Origin of the sequence: Gimesia panareensis (assembly GCF_007748155.1) — a bacterium.
GTDB classification, from domain to species: Bacteria; Planctomycetota; Planctomycetia; order Planctomycetales; family Planctomycetaceae; genus Gimesia; species Gimesia panareensis.
The window spans coordinates 2267267-2285756 of sequence record NZ_CP037421.1; the positions used below are offsets into that span (position 1 = coordinate 2267267).

Below are 18490 nucleotides of genomic sequence, written 5' to 3' on the forward strand. Positions count from 1 at the left end.
ATCCTGCTCACTGGCCAGCATCGACTTCCTGGATTTCAGCTCACTTTTGTCTCAGAAACTGAAAAGATTGAACTTGATCCGCTCCCTCCGAATCGTATGGTGGTCCAAATGTGGCTCGCGCGCGAGGCAATACTGCGTGCACCGGAACACGACGAATGAGTGACGAAGCTGCACCTGAATTTCCAACTATTTTCACCAGCATTTCACCGGAACAAATCAAACCGGTTCTGATTGTTCCCCCTCTGATCAGGCCAAATCGAGACAAAATCTGGCCAAATTTGGACACAATGGGGACAAAAACCGGACACAATCTGGCCACATGGGGACAAATATTTGTCTTGCTCCCCCTGTGCCATTTGACAAAATGAAATCCACCACAGAGCGAATCTGCACCTGCCGCTGGTTTCAAAGTCGGGTTAACATCATCCCCAGGAGCTAGCCACTGTGGAAATACCGGACAGAGTTCGCAACAAGCGAAAAGGAAAAGGAAATCATTCATAATTGTCTCTTTGCTCGAGTCAATTTAACGTCAGCAGCAGAGTCTGTGTGCCAGTCCGCCTGGAGGTTCAGAAACGAAACCATCCATTTTATGAAAAAGAAACTCACCGCTGTAGATGAAAATCGTTAAGCGGTATCAGAAGGGGACTCAAACAGTTGGATTCCAGTGAAGTCACCCTACGGAGACAGTGTTTTGATTGATTGAATTCAGTCTGTTGTGGGGCAGAACGGCGTATGCACGAGCAAATCTGCTGCAAAGGTAAGATCATGCATGATGAACAGCAGGCAGCAAACGAATTCATGGCAAGATTTGTATGGAAGAATGAAGATGGTCAGGTTTTTGTCGCATTCATGGTTGTTCCCGACGATAATCAGCAGCAGGCTGAAGTTCTGCAATGTACGATGACCCGCTTCAATCCGCAGGTTGACTACTGGCTGGAAGGTTAGAACTGAAAGAAGGTCGTTCGGGTATGAGTCTCATTGAAGAATTGCAATTCACACCGGGCTCTCCCGGAACAGTCGAATGGAAATCCGGCTCACATTGGGCGAAGCTGATTCTTTCCGCAGTACAGCAGGTCAAGCTTTATGATTCCCAGGATCTCGTACTGATTCTGACGGGAGAGCAAGCCTGTCCCGATACTTTATCGGCGTATGATTATACAGGACAGATGTTGTTCCGTGTTCCCCCGCCAGAGGGATTTGCTTTTTCCTACCTGACGGATCATTGTCAGGTGCCGATCGCCGTCGTGGCTGGCTCAACGGATGGTCAGATCGACGGTTGGTATGACTGGCACTTCAGTGTGAATCCCCAAACGGGAAGACTGAACAGGATCTCCCCCGCGTACTGATCTGCATTCGTCTCTTCCGTGTTACGAGAATCGATATCTGGAAAATGAATGGCCCAATGCCAGAGTATACCCTCAATGACCTGATATGGGCTGTCAGCGATCGTTACAGTATCGAAAATACCCGCGCGATCCTGAACGCGGGGCTGGATGTCAATACTGTGAATCAGAAAGGGCTCACCCCTCTCATGTTTGCTGTGATGCCAGATGACTATGGGGATCACACAACCCCGCAAGCGATCCTGCGAATGGTTCGATTATTGCTCTATCACGGGGCTGACAAAACGATTGTTGATTCGTTTGGTAAATGTGCGCAAGATTATGCCTTGCAGTTAATCGACCCGGACTGGAAAGATCCGTGGGGCAACACAGCCGCGGACTGCTGGGATGCAGAGCGCCGGAACGACATCGAAACCATAATTGATTTACTGGATTATCAACGCGATTAATGCAATGGGGGAGTTCGGGGAAGAACGATAACAGACAGGGGCGTTGATTATGCTGGATTTTTACCTGATTGCTGATGGAGACGAACCGTCGGAATTTCCGGAGAAAGCGGCACTGGGGGCTCTGTCTCTCCAAGAGTGGAAGTCACTTGCTGCGCTGTGGACGATTCTGGAAGAGCAGGGAATCAGTCTGTCCTTCTTCGAAGATTCACGTCTGGATGCCTTTGAGGTGGAACGTACTTTGAAACTGATACAGGAATCACTTCCCACTCTTGTACCAGGATTCGAGATTCCGAACTACAATCGCAGCTTACCTGTATTCACTCTGGAGCAGATGTTCCGCGACGCCCTGAATCAGGGAAAAGGAATCATGGTATTCTGCGATTAGGTGTTGTCGTACAGTCAGAGAAAGTATGCTGGTGAAACGAAAGGCCTGTGGCGGAAGAGGCGTAGGCGATTGGTTTATCGGAGAAGATCATTTTGGAGGATAGAGATCTACTTGAGGAAAAACTGTGTCAACTCATTTATGATAATTTGCTCATCTTGAAAACAATCAGAGAGGTTCAGCAAGCAAAACTTGCTAAGATTGAACAGACGATGATTAAGGTGCTGGAAGCACATCAGCCGGAACAGTTGGTAGCAAAAGAGACCGCTTCCATCCTTTATGTATATCCGTATGCGCTGGAAGCAGAAGTACCTTATTGTGATCAGCCTGATGTTCTGGTGTCACACTGCAGAACAATGGAAAAATATTTCGGAATGCTCCTGGCCAGGCAACTTCCGGAGGATCGTCAGTTTGGAAGAATCCTCTGACTTCCCTGCAGCACTGTGGGATGCTGGATGACTCTCAATTCACATGGATGGCTGTGGAAAGATTTAAGCCCGCATTTCCCAGATGACTTCCTACACTTTGGCACGTAATTTGCGCCACACCCCTACAAAACAAGGTTATTCTGCCAATTCATGCCATGCTGACAGGGGAACTTGATGGGTGACAGCCAAAACCAGGATTTACGGGTCAGTTTTGACAGCCGATTGAAGCTGAAGTTCTGCGGCAGTCAGGTCACCACCGATGCGGGACTACTGGCCTATCGGGAACTGGATGCAGCGCTCGGTCTGACGGAAATGGGCGGAGATGTGCTGAGCGATTCACGCCCGGGCCGCAACAAGCAGCACCAACTCGTGCCGCTGTTGCGTCAGTCGATCTACAGCCGACTGGCAGGCTACGAAGATGTCAATGACGCTGAGCGCTTGTGTGTGGACCCGGTGCTACGCCACGTGGTTGGCGGAAGGGCGAGTCAGCCGGATAAACAAGCGGCGTCAAGCAGCGAGGTGGGCCGTTTCGAGACGCAGATACTCAGCACGCAGCGCAATCTCACGGCACTGATGAAGCTCTCCGGACGCTGGATCAACAACCTCCACCGGCGGCGACCGCTCAAAGAACTCATCCTGGATCTGGACAGCTCGGTCAGTGAGACCTACGGCCGGCAACAGGGCGCGGCCTACAACGGCCACTTTGCATGCCTCTGTTACCATCCGCTGTTTCTGTTCAACCAGCATGGTGATCTGGAGTACGCGATGCTGCGGCGTGGCAACAAGGCCAGCGCGAAATACTGGCGGAAGGTGCTACTGCCGGTGATCGAACGGTATCGGCATTTGGACATTCCGAAGTTCTTCCGCGGCGATGCGGCGTTCGCCATTCCAGCGCTGTATCGTGTGCTGGAGAAAGCAGACTATCGTTACGCCATTCGCCTCAAAGCCAACGCCGTATTGGAGCGGGAAATCTCGCATTTGCTCACCCGTCCGGTCGGACGGCCTTCCCACAAGCCCAAGGTCTGTTATCACAGCTTCCAATATCAAGCAAAATCATGGCAGCGATCGCGTCGCGTGGTGGCCAAAGTTGAGTGGCACGCAGGCGAACTGTTCCCGCGTGTTGGATTCATCGTGACCAACTTGAACCAGCACTCGAAGAACGTCGTGAAGTTCTACAACGGTCGGGGCACCGCCGAGCAGTGGATCAAGGAAGGCAAGAACGCCGTCAGATGGACGAAGCTCTCCTGCCGGACGTTCAAAGACAACCAAGCTCGGTTGCAACTGTTCGCCTTAGCTTATAACCTCGGCAATTTCCTGCGGCGGCTGGCCTTGCCCAAGCCTATACAGAACTGGTCGCTGACGACGCTGCGGGAGAAGCTGGTCAAGGTTGGGGCCAAGGTAACCCGGCATGCCAAGTACGTATTCTTTCAACTGGCCGAAGTGGCTGTGCCACGGAGATTGTTCGCCGCAATTCTTGATCGGATTGCACGACTGGCAATTCCGCCGCCGGTCACGCATGACGTGAAGCGGAAGTATATCAAATAGCGAAAAACGGGGTTCCTCACAGAGAAAGTCTGCGCAGAAACCGTGTTGACTACTGAAAAATGATTCGCTCGGGCAGCAATTTCCGGATCTCAACAACAGAGGCACAACAAAAGTGGCGAAAAATCACTTTGTTTTAGACACGGGGGACCGCAGTGGTTACAATCAAAGAAAGTCCATGCCTGGAGTGGTTTCAGGCTGATCCATATGGGAAATCTCGGATTAATATTTTTAATCGAAGCTTTTAAACAATTTTCATATCCACCGTCTGGATGAGGCCGAAAAGTATCCCCATCGAAGTAATCACCAAATTTTGCATCGAATGTAAATCGATTACAATCAATCGAAAATACTTTAAGAGTATCTGCCAAGCGTCTTTGAACATCAGGCCGACCGCCCAGCAGATGCACGGGTCTATCAAAACTTTCAACGGTCACTTTAGTTCCGCCATATTTTGTGGGAACACTATATGCCAAAAGAAACTCACTTGGTATTAACTCGTTTAAGCGACCATTGAGTTTAGGGTCTTTTGGTACAATAGCAACGTGATCAGAATAATTAAGTAAGCACTCCGCTTCCTTTATGATCTCATCAAGATGAAAAATGCATTCAACATCCCTGGCAATGGTTAATTTGGGCTTCAGCTTGGCTGCTATTTCCACATGGCGTTTAAAATTATAGTTCTTCCAATCAATGTCTAAGAAACCAATTGAATTAAATTTAAATGTTTTTACATCGCGCATGTTTGTATAACGCGCAGCTGGGTGCCACCCATATTTTAGTGCTATACCAATCGCTTTTTTACTGTGAGCGACAAATTTGAGAATTTCCATTCTGCAAAAAATTTATCTATCTAATTTCTAACTCATCAAAAACAAGATTTAACCTGTAGCAACTCAATTAGAAGCTATTTAATTGCATGAACTTGTTGATTAAGAAATTAGAAATATATCGAGTATTTTGGGTTCGTGAATTAATTTACTTCTGGTCGCCTTTTCAGCACTGCTTCCTCAGGATTTTCTACTGCAGATAAAATATTTTCTGCAACCTTGTCCATAAGTTTATTTCCCCAAAAGGGGTCATTCACATCATAATAAATCACTCTGATATGCTTTAAATCGATTAAGAGCAGAATTAGCGGAACTGGCACATCAAGTTGATGACAAAATTTTCAAATGCCGTGCGATTGCTGGCTTTCACATGATCACGAATCATTTAGTGAGGGATTCTGATTGCAGACTTTAGACAACGAAATCAAGCTCAACCAGATACGCCAGGGCGTCATTGTCGACGCCGAGGGAGAGGCGTGGTTCGCCGGTTTGGAGGCTGCAGAGCAAAAATCCGTTCTCTATCAGTTAAATTATATCTGCATGCAGGCGGGCCCCACTCCAGCAGACGTCTTACCAGCCATTGAACACGCGGGCTTGAAACCGACTTTCACACCTTGTGTCATGTTACAGCATGGTAAACTGCGGGAGGCGAGCTCGAGGGCTCTTCAGCTTCCGTCAGCCGAATATCTGAAGCTCTTTCGTTTGCTGATGGCGTTATTCAAAATCGCCGATCAACGCCGCCGGGAACTCTGCGGTACACATTGTCGGCACTGGTGGCACCAGGATCTGTCAAACGAAGAGATTTTACTGTCAATCAGAGAACAACATTGATGGGGACTCGTCGTTTTTTCGGCTGCAATTAACGATAAGAATCAAAAAATGGAATACATACAGCTGAGGTTGATTCAAAACAGTGACGTGACTGATCAAATGATCGCGTTCGTTGAAGAAAAGATCGGTTGCCGCCTGCCTGAAAGTTATTATGAGCTGATGCGGTTTAACCATGAGCCGGAACCGGAAGTCTGTGAGTTCGACTATGGAAAACAAACAACCTGTGTGAGCGAGTTTTTTCGCTTCACGAATGATGAAAACTATGAGTATGGCATCTTAGCATATCTTCCGTCGCTCAGTGGTGTGGCAGAGCAGTTTGTTCCCATTGGTCGTGATTCAGGGGACTATTTAATCTGTCTGGATCGTAATCAGGACTTTGCTGTTGTACTCTTGGATCGCAACAATAATCTGCTCCACTTTGTTGCAAGAGACTTTAATGAGTTTCTAAGATCTCTCCGTTAGCTGACGGTGAAAAGAAAGATCTGACAACACTTTCCCCACCCGAAAATCACCTCTTGACTTAATATTAAGGTCTTAGTAAAACCCGCGGCATGTAATGTCTGTCAGAAAACCAGTTTGCGTTCAGGCGTCAATGACCGGGATGGGCCAGAGGCTCCCTGAGATCTGTCTTTTGCTGCATCTCGTCGATGATAAATCGCTTTCCAGGCGGCCTGATCCAACGTCCAACTTCTCTTTTTTTAACTTCAATTACTAAGGTTTTCGGACTTTACGACTGGCAGACATACTGAGCCGCGTCAGAATTACACATATCACATCACAGAGCAGGGTAACGAATCATGGAATTGAAGAATCATTTTGAGACAAGTGGACAGTGGCTGTTTCGCTGGCGGAGCTATCTGCCGGCTGTTCTGCTGCTGCCGCTGGTATTCGCGGCGGCGAACTTTGAACGGCCCTGGGGACGACACGATTTTCAGGAAATCTGGGAACTGGTCTGCATCGGCGTGACCCTGCTGGGCCTGCTGGTGCGTGTGCTGGTCGCGGGCTTTGTCCCCAGTGGTACTTCCGGACGCAATACAAAAAAACAGGTCGCCGACAGTCTGAATACCACAGGCATTTATGCAGTCTGCCGCCATCCGCTCTATCTGGGCAACTTCCTGATCGCTCTGGGCTGGGCCATGTTCTTCCATGATGGCTGGCTGCTCGCCGTTTTCTGTATGGCTTTCTGGCTCTATTACGAACGGATTATGATGACCGAAGAAGCCTTCCTGCGTGGGAAATTCGGTGAAGAATTCACCGCCTGGGCAGAACGAACACCGGCTTTTATTCCCAACCTCAAAAACTGGAAGAGACCCGCACTCAAGTTCTCAGTCCGCACCGTGGTGCGTCGCGAATACCTGACCTTCGTGGGAGCCATGCTGGTCTTCGTCACTCTGGAACTGCTCGAACACTGGCACGTAGACGGTCAGGCCCAACTGAGTACCTTCTGGCCCTATCTGGCAGCACTCACAGGCGTGACCTTCGTCGCGGTCCGGGTGCTCCATAAGTGCACCCGCTGCCTGTCCGAAGAGGGCAGGTGACCGGAATCGGGACCGGATCATTATCATAGGACAAAAATCAAATCACCCTCCGCTGCTGACAAAAGGATTTCTCATGCAGCTCAGTTTCAGTACCAACGCGCGGCACCGGACCTTCTCCCGGGCCATGGACAGGATTGATACCAGATTCCAGCCACTGCTGGACGCATTTCAAACCGTGAAGTTAGAGCACCCGGTTCATGAAGTGATCCTGGTCGGGATTACAGATGACAAGCCCCCTCAGTTCTTTGAGGAAATCGAAAACAGTGATGGTTTCTTTCAGGTCTTCGCCGGGTGCTCACTGCGTGGCGGAGATCAGGAACTGGTGGCAGATGTCTTTGAAATCCTGCGCAATGCCACTCGCCTCTACCCATTCGCCGCACCCGACCATGAGACATTAGAAGCGCTCTTCAAACGCATGCGGCCTGCCGTCGTCGGCACCTGAGACGCGTCCGGTGCCCATCTGAGCCTATACTGCTCTTTTAAAACGCAAGCTGCCTCGGTCCTTCAGCGATCTTCCGGGTTTCAGTGCCGAACCGGTATTCGCCCGGGCGATAGACGTCAATATGCTCGTAGATCGCCTCTTTCCCCAGCGGACTGAATGTGTAGAACTTAACTGTCGCCACATCTCCTTTCATCGTGACCGTTGGACGCCAGTCCGTCGGCCTGGGAGTTTTCCACTTCCAGTTGGCAGCAGGTCGTGAGGGAAACTCCAGGGGATCATCCATATCCGTCGGCCCGGAACCCTGCCAGGGATCGGCATCCAGCACGGTATGCATCGACCAGCGGGCACCATGCCAGATCGCGCCGAATTCGTCCAGCTCGCGTTTAAGCATCGAAGCCAGCAGGTACGATTTCAGAGAACGGTCTCCTTCGATGGCCTCCATGACATTATCCAGCGCCATACCGGGCTTGGGGGATTTAAACAGGGTGCCTCCGCCCTGCAGCAGCGCATTCGGGTTCGGAAACGTGGACCCGACCGGCATCGCCCACACCACACCATTCCCGTTCATGTCCTCTTTGAACTGATAAGCCTTTAACTGGTATTTCCTGTTGATCCGCAGGGGCTTGAATAACACGACAATGTTCGCTGGATCCACCTGGCTCTTGGACCAGCCATTCGGCGTTCGCTCGGGAACCATTGCCAGCTGTTGTGCTTTCCGCCGCAGCTTTTTGATTCCGGCAGCCGAAAAATATTCGGGGGCTGTTGTCTTCGCAGCAGTATCATCAGCGGCACTGATCTTCGCCGGGGAACTAATGAGCATCATTCCAGCGAAAAGCAGGCTGGCTGCCAGGGGGACAAAGCCGAATAGACGCAGTTGAGCATTTAATTTTGTCGTAATCATCTTGTTCCTCTCAAGACAGCTGTAAGAAATGGAACACCGAGTTTCTGGTCAGCGAGTATTCCGGTCGCGGATGAACCACAGTGTATCCTCGCCGGAAACCAGACCGATCCGATTCGGCGAATCTGGATTCACTGACAACGGTGCAGAAAATACCTGTAGCCTCTTGCCGTTCTCATCGCATTGAATGAGTGTGATCTGGGGAGTCGTATAGTCTCCATCCAGTCGCCAGTAATTGAGGCCCGTCGATTTCAGATTGGCATCAAGGGGGGAATAAGCATAAATCCTGCCTTGTCCTGTCAAAACAAACCGCAATGCCAGCCACATGGCCAGATCTTTCTGCTTTTCCGGGTCCTCGGGCGGTTTGAGTTTCCAGACTCCTTTGATGGGAACCTTTCCAATGTATCCGCGAATGAAGTCATACCGTAAATTGGCATCCCCCACGATATTCAGCCTGTTCACTGCCGAATACCTGCCCGCCTTTTCATGTGCTTCTTTCAGCGTGGGATAATGATTTTGATAACCGGCAGTCGTCCAGGCCTTGAGCAGTTTATCAGCCAGGTATTTGTCAGCAGCCCCGGCAACCACCTTGGATTGCCAGCCCAGGTAAGCCCTCCCTTTGGCATTCGGCCCAATTCCGAAGCCGGTGGCCAGACGGCGGTCGATTCGCTGGGCATTCCCCAGGTGATAATCCGTGGTATTGCAGCCGTTGATGATCACCAGCTTCGGGCCCCCGTCGGTGCCGACCGCTGCGCGAATTTCATCCGGGGTCAGATATTGTTGACTGGGATCTCCACCCGACGGCAGCTTGACTTTGATCACCTGCGTTTCTTCAGTTTCACTGTCGCCCGAATGGGTGTTGATATAAAAAATGTTGGACGACTTGATGATCGGCAACAGTCCAGTTTCAGTATAACCTCCGTCCTGCAGGTAAAACTCGACTTCCTCCCCCCGAAACATTCTTTTGATCGAAGCCTGGTAGTCCGAGTCTGGCAAGACAGAAGCGACATCATATCCCCGCACAAAACTGATCTTGAATTGTTCATCGCGTTCCTGATCCGCAGCAAACACACAGGGGGAACAGGCCAAAACACAGACGGCCAGAAACAATTTTCCAGATATGCAACGCATCACTTTGCCCTTTCTGTTGCTCAGGGGGCTCAGCTTTGTGAATCTTTTCCTGAAACAAGATGCCAGTGTCTCTTTTTCGCATTATAAACGCTGCTGTTGAGAGGGGAAGCATGACCGGGGGGAGGAAACTACCTGTCCTGGGATAGGGAATCCTCTGGTGACTGATGGTACATCAGGGCGCAACAGGACTGTGCGAACGACGCAGTATGCGCCCGGAGAGGGATTCACCACGATTGCATTTCGTTATGTGGCCCCGTAAAACGTGCTCACCCCTTCACCTTGCTGAAATCCCAGACCCGCACGGGGCGATTTGTCTTCGCCGAACGATATTGAATCGAGCCGATCTCAATCGGGCCCTCCTGCACGGGCAGGTAGAGCCGGATAATGCCACTCATCCCCTCGACGGGCAGGGGGACTTCCACTTCCTGCCAGTCCGGGTTGGCTTTCAGATCAAAGTTCACGGTTTGACCGGTCTTGGGAAAGTCCTCTTGCTGCCACGTTTTCCACAAAACTTTTCCCGCACCTCCCTGGGGACTTTTTAAACGCAGCTTCAGTGTCATCGGTCCCCGATGTTTGACCTGGGCGGTCCCCAGAAACGGAGTCCGGCCGTCGGCTTCCATCCGCGCCGCCCCATCAACCAGTGTCAGCTTGGAAAACTTGGGCACCAGTCCCTGTGTCGGCCCCCGCTTGGGAACACCTGCCGTGGATCGGGGATTATAGTCCGGGTTCGGCTGCGGATAGAGCGCACCGGTCTCTTTGACGAACTGATCAATCAGCGCGTCGAGTGCTTTCACTTTCTCGGGATGCGTCGCGGCCAGGTTTTTTGTCTCCCCGATGTCCTCTGTCAGATTGTAGAGCTCGCGGACTTCCGGGTACTTCGGGTGGGGTTCAAACCGGCGGATCAGCTTCCAGTCTCCCTGACGCACTGAAACCGCAGGAATCAGGTGCGGGAACCAGGTGAACCACGCGGTTCGCTGGAGATCCCCCTTCTGTTTCAGGACCGGCAGAATCGATTCGCCGTCGATGATCTGTGCGTCCGACTGTTTGACATGCATCGCATCCAGAATCGTAGGATACAGGTCAATCGGACCAACGATGGCATCACTGGTCGTGCCCGGTTGGATGTGCCCGGGCCAGCGTACCATCAGCGGCACCCGCTGGCCTCCCTCATATATCCTGCCTTTCCCTTCCCGCAACGGGGCATTATTGGTCGGCGGCTCGCCTCCGGCCCATTTGCGATAGCTCTTGACGGTTGCATACAGGGGATGCTTTTCTGTAATCCGCTGGATCTTGGGGTCCTCACTGCTCCAACTGTGCGCATTCCCGCCATTATCGGAATAGAAGATGAACAGCGTGTTTTCAGCCAGTTTCAGTTCGTCCAGTTTGTCCAGAATTCGGCCCAGACTCTCATCCACGTTCTGCAGCATCGAAGCCATCACCGGATTCTTCTGCTCGCCCCGCGGATCCTGTTTTTTCGCGAACTCTTTGGTGTAAGCTTCTTTGTGCTGCCACGGTCCATGTACTGAATAATGCCAGAGATTCAGATAGAACGGCTCCTGTTGATGCGCTTCGATGAACTTCAGGGCTTCGTCGGTCAGGCGATCGGTAATATGTTCCCCTTCGGGGCCATCGGTGATATTTCCTACATGATGACGACCGGTCGGCTTCCCGTCAGGGAAAACACCGTACGGAGAGAAATAGCTGGGTGGCCCTGGATCGGGAGCGCAGTGCCAGACCGTTTCGAACCCCTGTTTATCGGGGCGATGCGGTGCCGTTAATCCCAGGTGCCATTTTCCGAAGTGCCCCGTCCGATAGCCGGCGTCCCGCAGGGCTTCCGCCAGGGTATACTGCTCCGGATCCAGATAATTTTTGCTGATCGGCATTCGAAACTTCTGGTTCGGCTTCGCCGTCTTCGGCAGATATTCAAAATCGGCCGGCCGCGGAGGCTGGTGCCCGCTGGCGCTGGTAATCCCGTGCCGTGCCGAATACTGTCCCGTCAGAATCGACGCCCGCGTCGGCGAGCAGAGCGGGACCGCGTAGGCATTCGTGAACCGCATCGACTGTTTTGACAGTCGTGTCATGTTCGGTGTTTCATAGAACTTCGAACCATAAGGCTCACTGTCCATCCAGCCCATGTCGTCTACCAGAAACAGGACCACGTTTGGTCGCGGTTCCGCGGCAGAAGCAGACAGCGAACCCAGGGCAAACAGAAACAGCAGGACAGGTAAGAGTCGATGCATGGAAGACCTTTCGAGTGAGCACAGTGAATCAGGCCAGATCAGTTGTCAGAGAAAACAATTCTACTAGACCAACCCAGCAGAAACGAGTACTTCAGAAAGAATCTTAAGTCTCTGCAGGGGACTCACCAGGATCGATTCCGTCCGGTGACCAATTATTGTATGCTCACATAAGCAGCAGTCACGACCACTGTTAAACGGTACATTCGCTTACGGAATCGTCCATGGCACTACTCTATTCAGACCCGGTTTTTCTCCAACACGAGACCGGCGGTCTCCCCGAAAATCCGGCTCGGATTGTGCCTGCCGTCAGGCGGGCCACCCAGGTCGCTCTACACGCGCATTGCCGACAGCGTTCCTGGAAAGAAATCAGCGACGAACGACTGGAACGGGTTCACACCCCCGACTATGTGAAGTTTGTAAGAGAATTCTGTGAACAGGGGGGCGGCTTTATCAGTCCGGATACCGCGGTCTGCCCTGAATCCTGGCAGGTGGCGCGGATGGCCGCCGGTGCTGCCTGCGATGCGGTCGAACAGGTCATCAAAGGCAACGCCGATCGGGCCTTCTGCCTGATTCGACCTCCGGGGCATCACGCGGCCCGCGCACGCGCCATGGGCTTTTGCCTCTTTAATAATGTCGCCATCGCGGCCCGGCTCGCCATCGACGAACTCGGACTGGAGCGGGTGATGATCATCGACTGGGATGTCCACCACGGCGACGGCACACAGGAACTCTTCTGGGAAGACGGACAGGTTGGTTTTCTCTCAGTACACCGTGCCTCATTCTGTCAAAACTCGGGATTCGCAGAGGAAACCGGATCCGGAGCCGGCCTTGGAACAACCGTCAATCTTCCGTTAGAATACGGTATCTCGCGCGAGGACTATCTGGCCCGGTTCACCGCTGCAGCAGAAGAACTGGCTGAGAAAGTCCGACCGCAGATGATTCTGATCAGTGCCGGCTTCGATGCGCACCAGGCGGACCCGGTCGGTTCACTGGGCCTGGAAAGCGAAGATTTCGCGCGACTCACCCGGGTTGTGCTCGATCTGGCAGACGTGCATGCAGAACAGCGCGTCGTCAGTCTGCTGGAAGGAGGATACAATCCGCAGGCGCTGGCGGATTGTATCGAACATCATCTGCTGGAACTGGTCTCCAACTGAAACCGCAGTACAGAAGAATACGACAAAGGCAATTCCATGCCCATTCGCAATCTCGACAAAATCTTCCATCCGCACTCGATAGCCGTGGTCGGTGCCAGTCAGCGTCCTTTAAGCGTGGGGCAGACCGTCTTTCAGAATCTGCTCGACGGAGGCTTCCAGGGGCCCGTCTATCCCGTCAATCCGAAGCATGACCGCCTGGGCGATCATCCCTGTTATGCACAGATCGCTGACATTCCAGGCAACGTTGATCTGGCAGTGATTTGCACTCCCGCGAAAACGATCCCTGCCATCATTGAACAGTGTGGAGAAGCGGGTATTCGGGGCATCGTGATCCTCTCAGCCGGTTTCCGGGAGACAGGGGAAGCAGGCAAAAAACTGGAGCAGCAGGTCCGCGATCTTGCACGCCATTATTCGGGTATGCGCATCATCGGCCCGAACTGTCTGGGCATCATGGCGCCCTATGCAAAACTGAACGCCAGTTTCGCCACCGATATGCCTCTGAAGGGAAATGTGGCGTTCATCTCACAGTCGGGAGCGCTCTGCACGTCGATCCTCGACTGGTCGCTGCAGGAAAACGTCGGCTTTTCACACTTCGTTTCGGTGGGCAACATGCTGGACGTCGGTATGGCGGACCTCATCGATTATTTTGCCCTCGATCCCCATACGTCGTCGATCATCCTCTATGTCGAATCCATTACTGAAGCACGGCTCTTCATGTCGGCTGCCCGGGCCTTCACGCAGAAGAAACCGATCATTGCTTATAAGGCGGGCCGCTTTACCGCCTCTGCGAAAGCCGCTTCCTCGCACACCGGGGCGATGGCGGGGGTCGATGCTGTTTACGAAGCGGCTTTCGCCCGGGCCGGAATTGTTCGTGTATTCGATCTGGACGATCTGTTCGACTGCGCTGAACTCCTGGCGAAGCACAAAGCACCTAAAGGAGATCGGCTGGCCATCGTCACTAATGCCGGCGGTCCCGGAGTCATGGCAACCGACGCTCTGCTGGAACGCAAAGGAGTGATCGCCGAGATCTCGGAAGAAACAATCTCACAACTGAATGAATTTCTACCCAGTGCCTGGTCGCACGGTAATCCACTGGATGTGCTCGGTGATGCGCCCCCCGAACGCTTCGGGAAAACTGTCGAAATTGTTCTCAAAGATCCGCAGGTCGATGGCGTGCTGGTCGCCCTCTCACCACAGGCGATGACCGACCCCACCGGTGCCGCCGAGGCCGTGATTCAGGCGGCTAAAACGTCACAAAAACCGGTTCTGGCGGCCTGGATGGGGGGCGGAAAAGTTCACGAAGGGATTACCCGCTTCAATCAGGCCGGGATTCCCACCTATACCACGCCCGAACAGGCGGTTCGCGCCTTCATGTACCTTGTGACGTATGCCCGCAATCAGCAGTTTTTGTATGAAACACCTCGTGCGGTGCCGCTGAACTTTTCTCTGGACCGCATCCGCTTGCAGGAACTCGCCCAGACCGCCCTGAAGCAGGGACAGTCCACGCTTTCCGAGCAGACGTCCAAACAGTTGCTCGCCGCCTACGGCATCCCGGTCAATCGGACGGAAATCGCTCGTTCAACTGACGAAGCTGCCACACTCGCCACGGAACTGGGATACCCGGTGGTGCTTAAAATCTTCTCTGATGACATCACGCACAAAACCGATGTGGGTGGTGTCGAACTGGGACTGTCCAATGAGCAGGAAGTCCGAGAGGCGTACGAGCAGATTATGCAGCGCGTGGCAGAACGGCGTCCTGATGCCCGGGTCCAGGGAGTGACCGTGCAACCGATGATTGCCGAACCGGAGGGACACGAACTGATTATCGGCGCCAAACGGGATCCGGTCTTTGGGATGGTCCTGCTGGTGGGAGCAGGAGGGACCGCTGCAGAACTCTATCAGGACCGGTCGCTCGAGCTGCCACCACTCAACGAACGACTGGCGCGGAGGGCTTTGGAATCACTACAGTCCTGGCCGCTCCTAAACGGTTACCGGGGGCATGCCCCCGTCGATATCGACCAGCTGATTGAAGTGCTGATCCGGCTCTCTTATTTCGTTGCTGATTTTCCGGAGCTCCTCGAGTTCGACGTCAATCCGCTGCTCGTCTCCCCCGACAGAGTTGTCGCCCTCGACGCCCGTATCATTGTTGACCTCGAAGAAAAACAGAAACCCAGCCGCCCTTATTCCCATCTGGCGATCCGTCCCTATCCCGAAGAATTTTCACGCACAGCCACGCTCAAAGACGGCACGCAGGTCCAGCTCCGTCCCATCAAACCCGAAGACGAGGAAAAGTGGCACGAACTGCTCGGAAGCTGTTCGCCCGCGTCAATCCGGGCCCGTTTCCGCTATTCGTTTCATGGTACCACACACGACATGGCCGCCCGCTTCTGTTTTATCGACTATGACCGTGAAATTGCGATTGTGGCCGAACTGGAAGTGGAGGGCAAACAGCAGATTATCGGCGTGGGCCGACTGGTCGCAGACGCCGATCACCAGGAAGCCGAATATGCGGTTCTCGTCAGTGATCAGTGGCACGGACAGGGTCTGGGTTCGATCCTGACCGATTACTGCCTGGAAGTCTGTCGACACTGGGGCATCAAGCGGGTCGTGGCGGAAACCGATCCGGACAATCGTCGCATGCTGAATGTCTTTCAGAAACACGACTTTGCCAGAAATCATTCTGCAGAGGCTGAAACGGTCTCGCTGGTCAAAGAACTTAAACTCAGGGCCGAATAGCGGTAAGTCCGAAAAATAACTCCCTGAGACTTCAAACGCTGCGCCGCAGTTGATGATGGTCGAAGATGCGATAGGCCATCAGTTTCAACCGATCATTGACGAGGAACCAGGCAATCGCATAGATCCAGACCAGTCCCGCCCGTTCCCAGCCGATCGGAGCCATCAGAATTCCATAAACGGAAACCAGTGTCGCGATACTTTGGGAGCAGATAACAGCACCGATCAGAATCTTCGAAGGGACAATCGACCAGAATGGCCCACGGGTACGAGTGGCAAAGATCGTCAACTGACCTGCCACCGACAGTTTCAGATAGATCAGGGACTGGATCGTGGGATAATCAAGATGGTAAACCCGTTCCCCCAGGTAGAACAGCCCAAAGGAAGCGACCACTCCTGCCAGCCCCAGCATGCTGGCTATTCCCAGCACCTGCCGCATATTCCACTGTTCCGGCTGATCCGAGTAACGCACGTTATCATAGGCAATGGACAGGATGGCTCCGTCGTTGAGCAGTGCCAGTAGCACAATCATCACGGCAGTCACCGGATAAAAATCAAACACCAGAATTGACAACGTCATGAACAGCAGGACGCGGATCGTCTCGGCAATCCGGTAGATCGCATAACTGTTCATCCGTTGAAAGATTTTCCGCGCTTCCTGAATGGCATCAATCACCACCGACAATCCGGGGGACAGCAGTACGATGTCCGCAGCGGCCCGCGCTGCATCTGTCGCGCCGGAGACGGCAATCCCGCAGTCCGCCTTTTTTAATGCCGGTGCATCATTCACACCGTCGCCCGTCATACCCACAATATGACCATGTTTTTGCAGCACATCGACAATATGGTACTTGTGCTCTGGATAAACCTGGGCAAACCCGTCTGCGTCTTCGATTAACTGATCCATTCGCGCTGAATCAGTATAGCTGGCTTCTTCGAAGATCTTGGCATCGATAATATTACTGCCGATATCGAGCTGGCTGGCAATTTCGCGTCCGATGGCCAGCTGATCTCCAGTGACCATTTTGACCGCACATCCCATCTGCTGCGCTGTTTCGAGTGTCGACCGCGAGTCCTCCCGCGGTGGGTCATATAGGGGTAACACACCCAGAAAACGCCATTCATGATCGGCACCGGTCTCCGCGACCCCCAGTGACCGAAAACCCCGGGCCGCAAACTGATCAATGGCGGCTTCGACCTGATCACGGATCTGCTCCGGATTAGAGACCAGCGCCAGAATGGTCTGCGGGGCCCCTTTGGAGACTTTCCAGTCGCTGTGGTCAGGACGATGGATCAACGCTTCCGTCCGTTTGTGTACCGGGTCGAATGGCTGGAAGTGAGCGACCTGGTAGTCATCCAATTGTTCCAGATGCTGGCAGCCCGCTAAAACAGCCTGGTCGATCGAATCCTGGTCCTCCGCGCGAGAGGCCAGGGCGGCCGCCAGTAACAGTTGGTCTTGCGAGATCCCCTCCATCAAAAAGGGATCGCCGAGAGTCAGTTTGTTCTGCGTCAAGGTGCCGGTTTTGTCAGAGCAGAGCACATCCATGCCTGCCAGCTCTTCAATCGAAGCCAGCCGGCTGACAATCGTCTGCCCTCGCGCCAGGATGCGTGCCCCCACAGCCATCGTGACAGACAGCACCGTCGGCATCGCCACCGGGATCGCCACCGGGATCGCAGCCACGGTCAACACCAGCGCGAACTGCAGTGTCGTCGTAAACGAATCACCGCGGAACAGTGCCACCAGCAGAATCAAAGCCACCAGGGTAATCGCAATCACAATCAGAAAATCACCGATTTTGAGAACGGCTTTCTGAAAGTGACTCGTGGTTTCTGTCGTGCCCACCAGTCGTGCAGTCCGGCCGAAATAGGTATTCACTCCCGTACCGTAGACCAGCGCATCGATTTCTCCCTGTTTGATGATCGAGCCGGAATACACTGTCTCTTCCGTGTTACGCGTGACCGGCAGCGACTCGCCGGTCAGTGCTGACTGATCGACTTCGACCGGATCTCCCTCCATCAGGCAGGCATCCGCGGGCACAATGTCACCCAGCCGGATGCGAATCACGTCTCCTGGTACCAGCTCCCGGGCTGGTACGGAAACCCACTTACGGTCGCGCTTCACGCGCGCATTGAGTGCCAGGCTCTCTTTTAAAGCGGCAATGGCATTATCAGCCTGAAATTCTTCCCAGAAGCCGACAATTGCATTGAATATCAGCAGGGTCATAATAATCGCGAAATCGTCCCAGTGACGAACTGCAGCCGACAGGATCGCCGCGATTTCGATCATCCAGGGAATCGGTCCCCAGAAGTAGGTCAAAAACTTCAGGACCGGATTGATGCTCTCGTCTTTGAGTTCATTCGGACCGTAGTGCGTCAGCCGCTGACTGGCCTCCGTAGCACTCAGACCCTCTGCTGTAGTTTCCAGTTTTTCATTCAATTCCTGCAGCGGCAGGGAGCCCAGATCCTGAGCAATAGAATCTGCTGTTTTGCTTTTCCGATCCGATTTGTGATGCAGGCTCATTCCAGCTCACCCTTTCCCTGTCTGATAG

General features: G+C 53.1%; 18 protein-coding genes. 13 read left to right on the plus strand and 5 right to left on the minus strand.

Features of this window, described 5'->3' with window-relative positions; all coding sequences use genetic code 11:
* Positions 1–155 precede the first annotated feature (155 nt).
* The 7 genes from Enr10x_RS08405 to Enr10x_RS08435 all read left to right on the plus strand — a co-directional run bounded on the left by Enr10x_RS08405 (position 156) and on the right by Enr10x_RS08435 (position 4147).
* Positions 156–368 (plus strand): hypothetical protein, encoded by a 213-nt coding sequence (locus Enr10x_RS08405; protein ID WP_145109320.1) that lies wholly within the window; start codon positions 156–158, stop codon positions 366–368.
* A gap of 364 nt (positions 369–732) precedes the next feature.
* Entirely contained in the window at positions 733–945 is a 213-nt protein-coding gene (locus tag Enr10x_RS08410; RefSeq protein WP_145448757.1) for a hypothetical protein, read from the plus strand.
* A 23-nt stretch (positions 946–968) separates the two neighbouring features.
* Positions 969–1346 carry a hypothetical protein gene (locus tag Enr10x_RS08415; protein ID WP_145448758.1) on the plus strand — a complete coding sequence of 126 codons (378 nt, stop codon included), beginning with the start codon at positions 969–971 and terminating at the stop codon, positions 1344–1346.
* 56 nt (positions 1347–1402) lie between these two features.
* Positions 1403–1792, plus strand: coding sequence for an ankyrin repeat domain-containing protein (locus tag Enr10x_RS08420; RefSeq protein ID WP_197997534.1), 390 nt, complete (start codon positions 1403–1405; stop codon positions 1790–1792).
* Positions 1793–1841: 49 nt separating this feature from the next.
* Positions 1842–2177, plus strand: coding sequence for a hypothetical protein (locus Enr10x_RS08425; protein ID WP_145448760.1), 336 nt, complete (start codon positions 1842–1844; stop codon positions 2175–2177).
* 92 nt (positions 2178–2269) lie between these two features.
* A complete protein-coding gene (locus tag Enr10x_RS08430) occupies positions 2270–2602 on the plus strand; it encodes a hypothetical protein (protein WP_145109304.1) in 333 nt (110 codons plus the stop codon).
* Positions 2603–2776: 174 nt separating this feature from the next.
* Positions 2777–4147: an IS1380 family transposase gene (locus Enr10x_RS08435; RefSeq protein WP_145104163.1), complete on the plus strand. Its 1371-nt coding sequence runs from the start codon at positions 2777–2779 to the stop codon at positions 4145–4147.
* 89 nt (positions 4148–4236) lie between these two features.
* Here Enr10x_RS08435 and Enr10x_RS08440 read toward each other — a convergent pair whose 3' ends face one another.
* Entirely contained in the window at positions 4237–4977 is a 741-nt protein-coding gene (locus tag Enr10x_RS08440; RefSeq protein WP_145448761.1) for a DUF6610 family protein, read from the minus strand.
* A gap of 399 nt (positions 4978–5376) precedes the next feature.
* Here Enr10x_RS08440 and Enr10x_RS08445 point away from each other — a divergent pair, with 399 nt between their 5' ends.
* From Enr10x_RS08445 to Enr10x_RS08460, 4 genes are all read left to right on the plus strand, one after another.
* Positions 5377–5805, plus strand: a complete 429-nt coding sequence (locus Enr10x_RS08445) for a DUF5958 family protein (protein WP_145448762.1) — start codon at positions 5377–5379, stop codon at positions 5803–5805.
* Between the two features lie 48 nt (positions 5806–5853).
* Positions 5854–6267, plus strand: coding sequence for an SMI1/KNR4 family protein (locus Enr10x_RS08450; protein WP_145448763.1), 414 nt, complete (start codon positions 5854–5856; stop codon positions 6265–6267).
* A 335-nt stretch (positions 6268–6602) separates the two neighbouring features.
* Entirely contained in the window at positions 6603–7343 is a 741-nt protein-coding gene (locus Enr10x_RS08455) for a methyltransferase family protein (protein ID WP_145109295.1), read from the plus strand.
* 73 nt (positions 7344–7416) lie between these two features.
* A complete protein-coding gene (locus Enr10x_RS08460) occupies positions 7417–7785 on the plus strand; it encodes a hypothetical protein (protein ID WP_145448764.1) in 369 nt (122 codons plus the stop codon).
* Between the two features lie 37 nt (positions 7786–7822).
* Here the strand turns inward: Enr10x_RS08460 and Enr10x_RS08465 are convergent, their stop codons facing one another.
* From Enr10x_RS08465 to Enr10x_RS08475, 3 genes are all read right to left on the minus strand, one after another.
* A complete protein-coding gene (locus Enr10x_RS08465) occupies positions 7823–8686 on the minus strand; it encodes a hypothetical protein (RefSeq protein WP_145448765.1) in 864 nt (287 codons plus the stop codon).
* A 48-nt stretch (positions 8687–8734) separates the two neighbouring features.
* Positions 8735–9814 (minus strand): hypothetical protein, encoded by a 1080-nt coding sequence (locus tag Enr10x_RS08470; RefSeq protein ID WP_145448766.1) that lies wholly within the window; start codon positions 9812–9814, stop codon positions 8735–8737.
* 266 nt (positions 9815–10080) lie between these two features.
* On the minus strand, positions 10081–12054 hold the full coding sequence (locus Enr10x_RS08475) for a sulfatase (RefSeq protein WP_145448767.1): 1974 nt from the start codon (positions 12052–12054) through the stop codon (positions 10081–10083).
* Positions 12055–12275: 221 nt separating this feature from the next.
* Here Enr10x_RS08475 and Enr10x_RS08480 point away from each other — a divergent pair, with 221 nt between their 5' ends.
* Entirely contained in the window at positions 12276–13208 is a 933-nt protein-coding gene (locus Enr10x_RS08480) for a histone deacetylase family protein (protein ID WP_145109278.1), read from the plus strand.
* Between the two features lie 36 nt (positions 13209–13244).
* Positions 13245–15944 (plus strand): acetate--CoA ligase alpha subunit, encoded by a 2700-nt coding sequence (gene acs, locus Enr10x_RS08485; protein WP_145448768.1) that lies wholly within the window; start codon positions 13245–13247, stop codon positions 15942–15944.
* A 31-nt stretch (positions 15945–15975) separates the two neighbouring features.
* Here the strand turns inward: acs and Enr10x_RS08490 are convergent, their stop codons facing one another.
* A complete protein-coding gene (locus tag Enr10x_RS08490) occupies positions 15976–18462 on the minus strand; it encodes a plasma-membrane proton-efflux P-type ATPase (protein WP_145448769.1) in 2487 nt (828 codons plus the stop codon).
* Between the last annotated feature and the right edge of the window lie 28 nt (positions 18463–18490).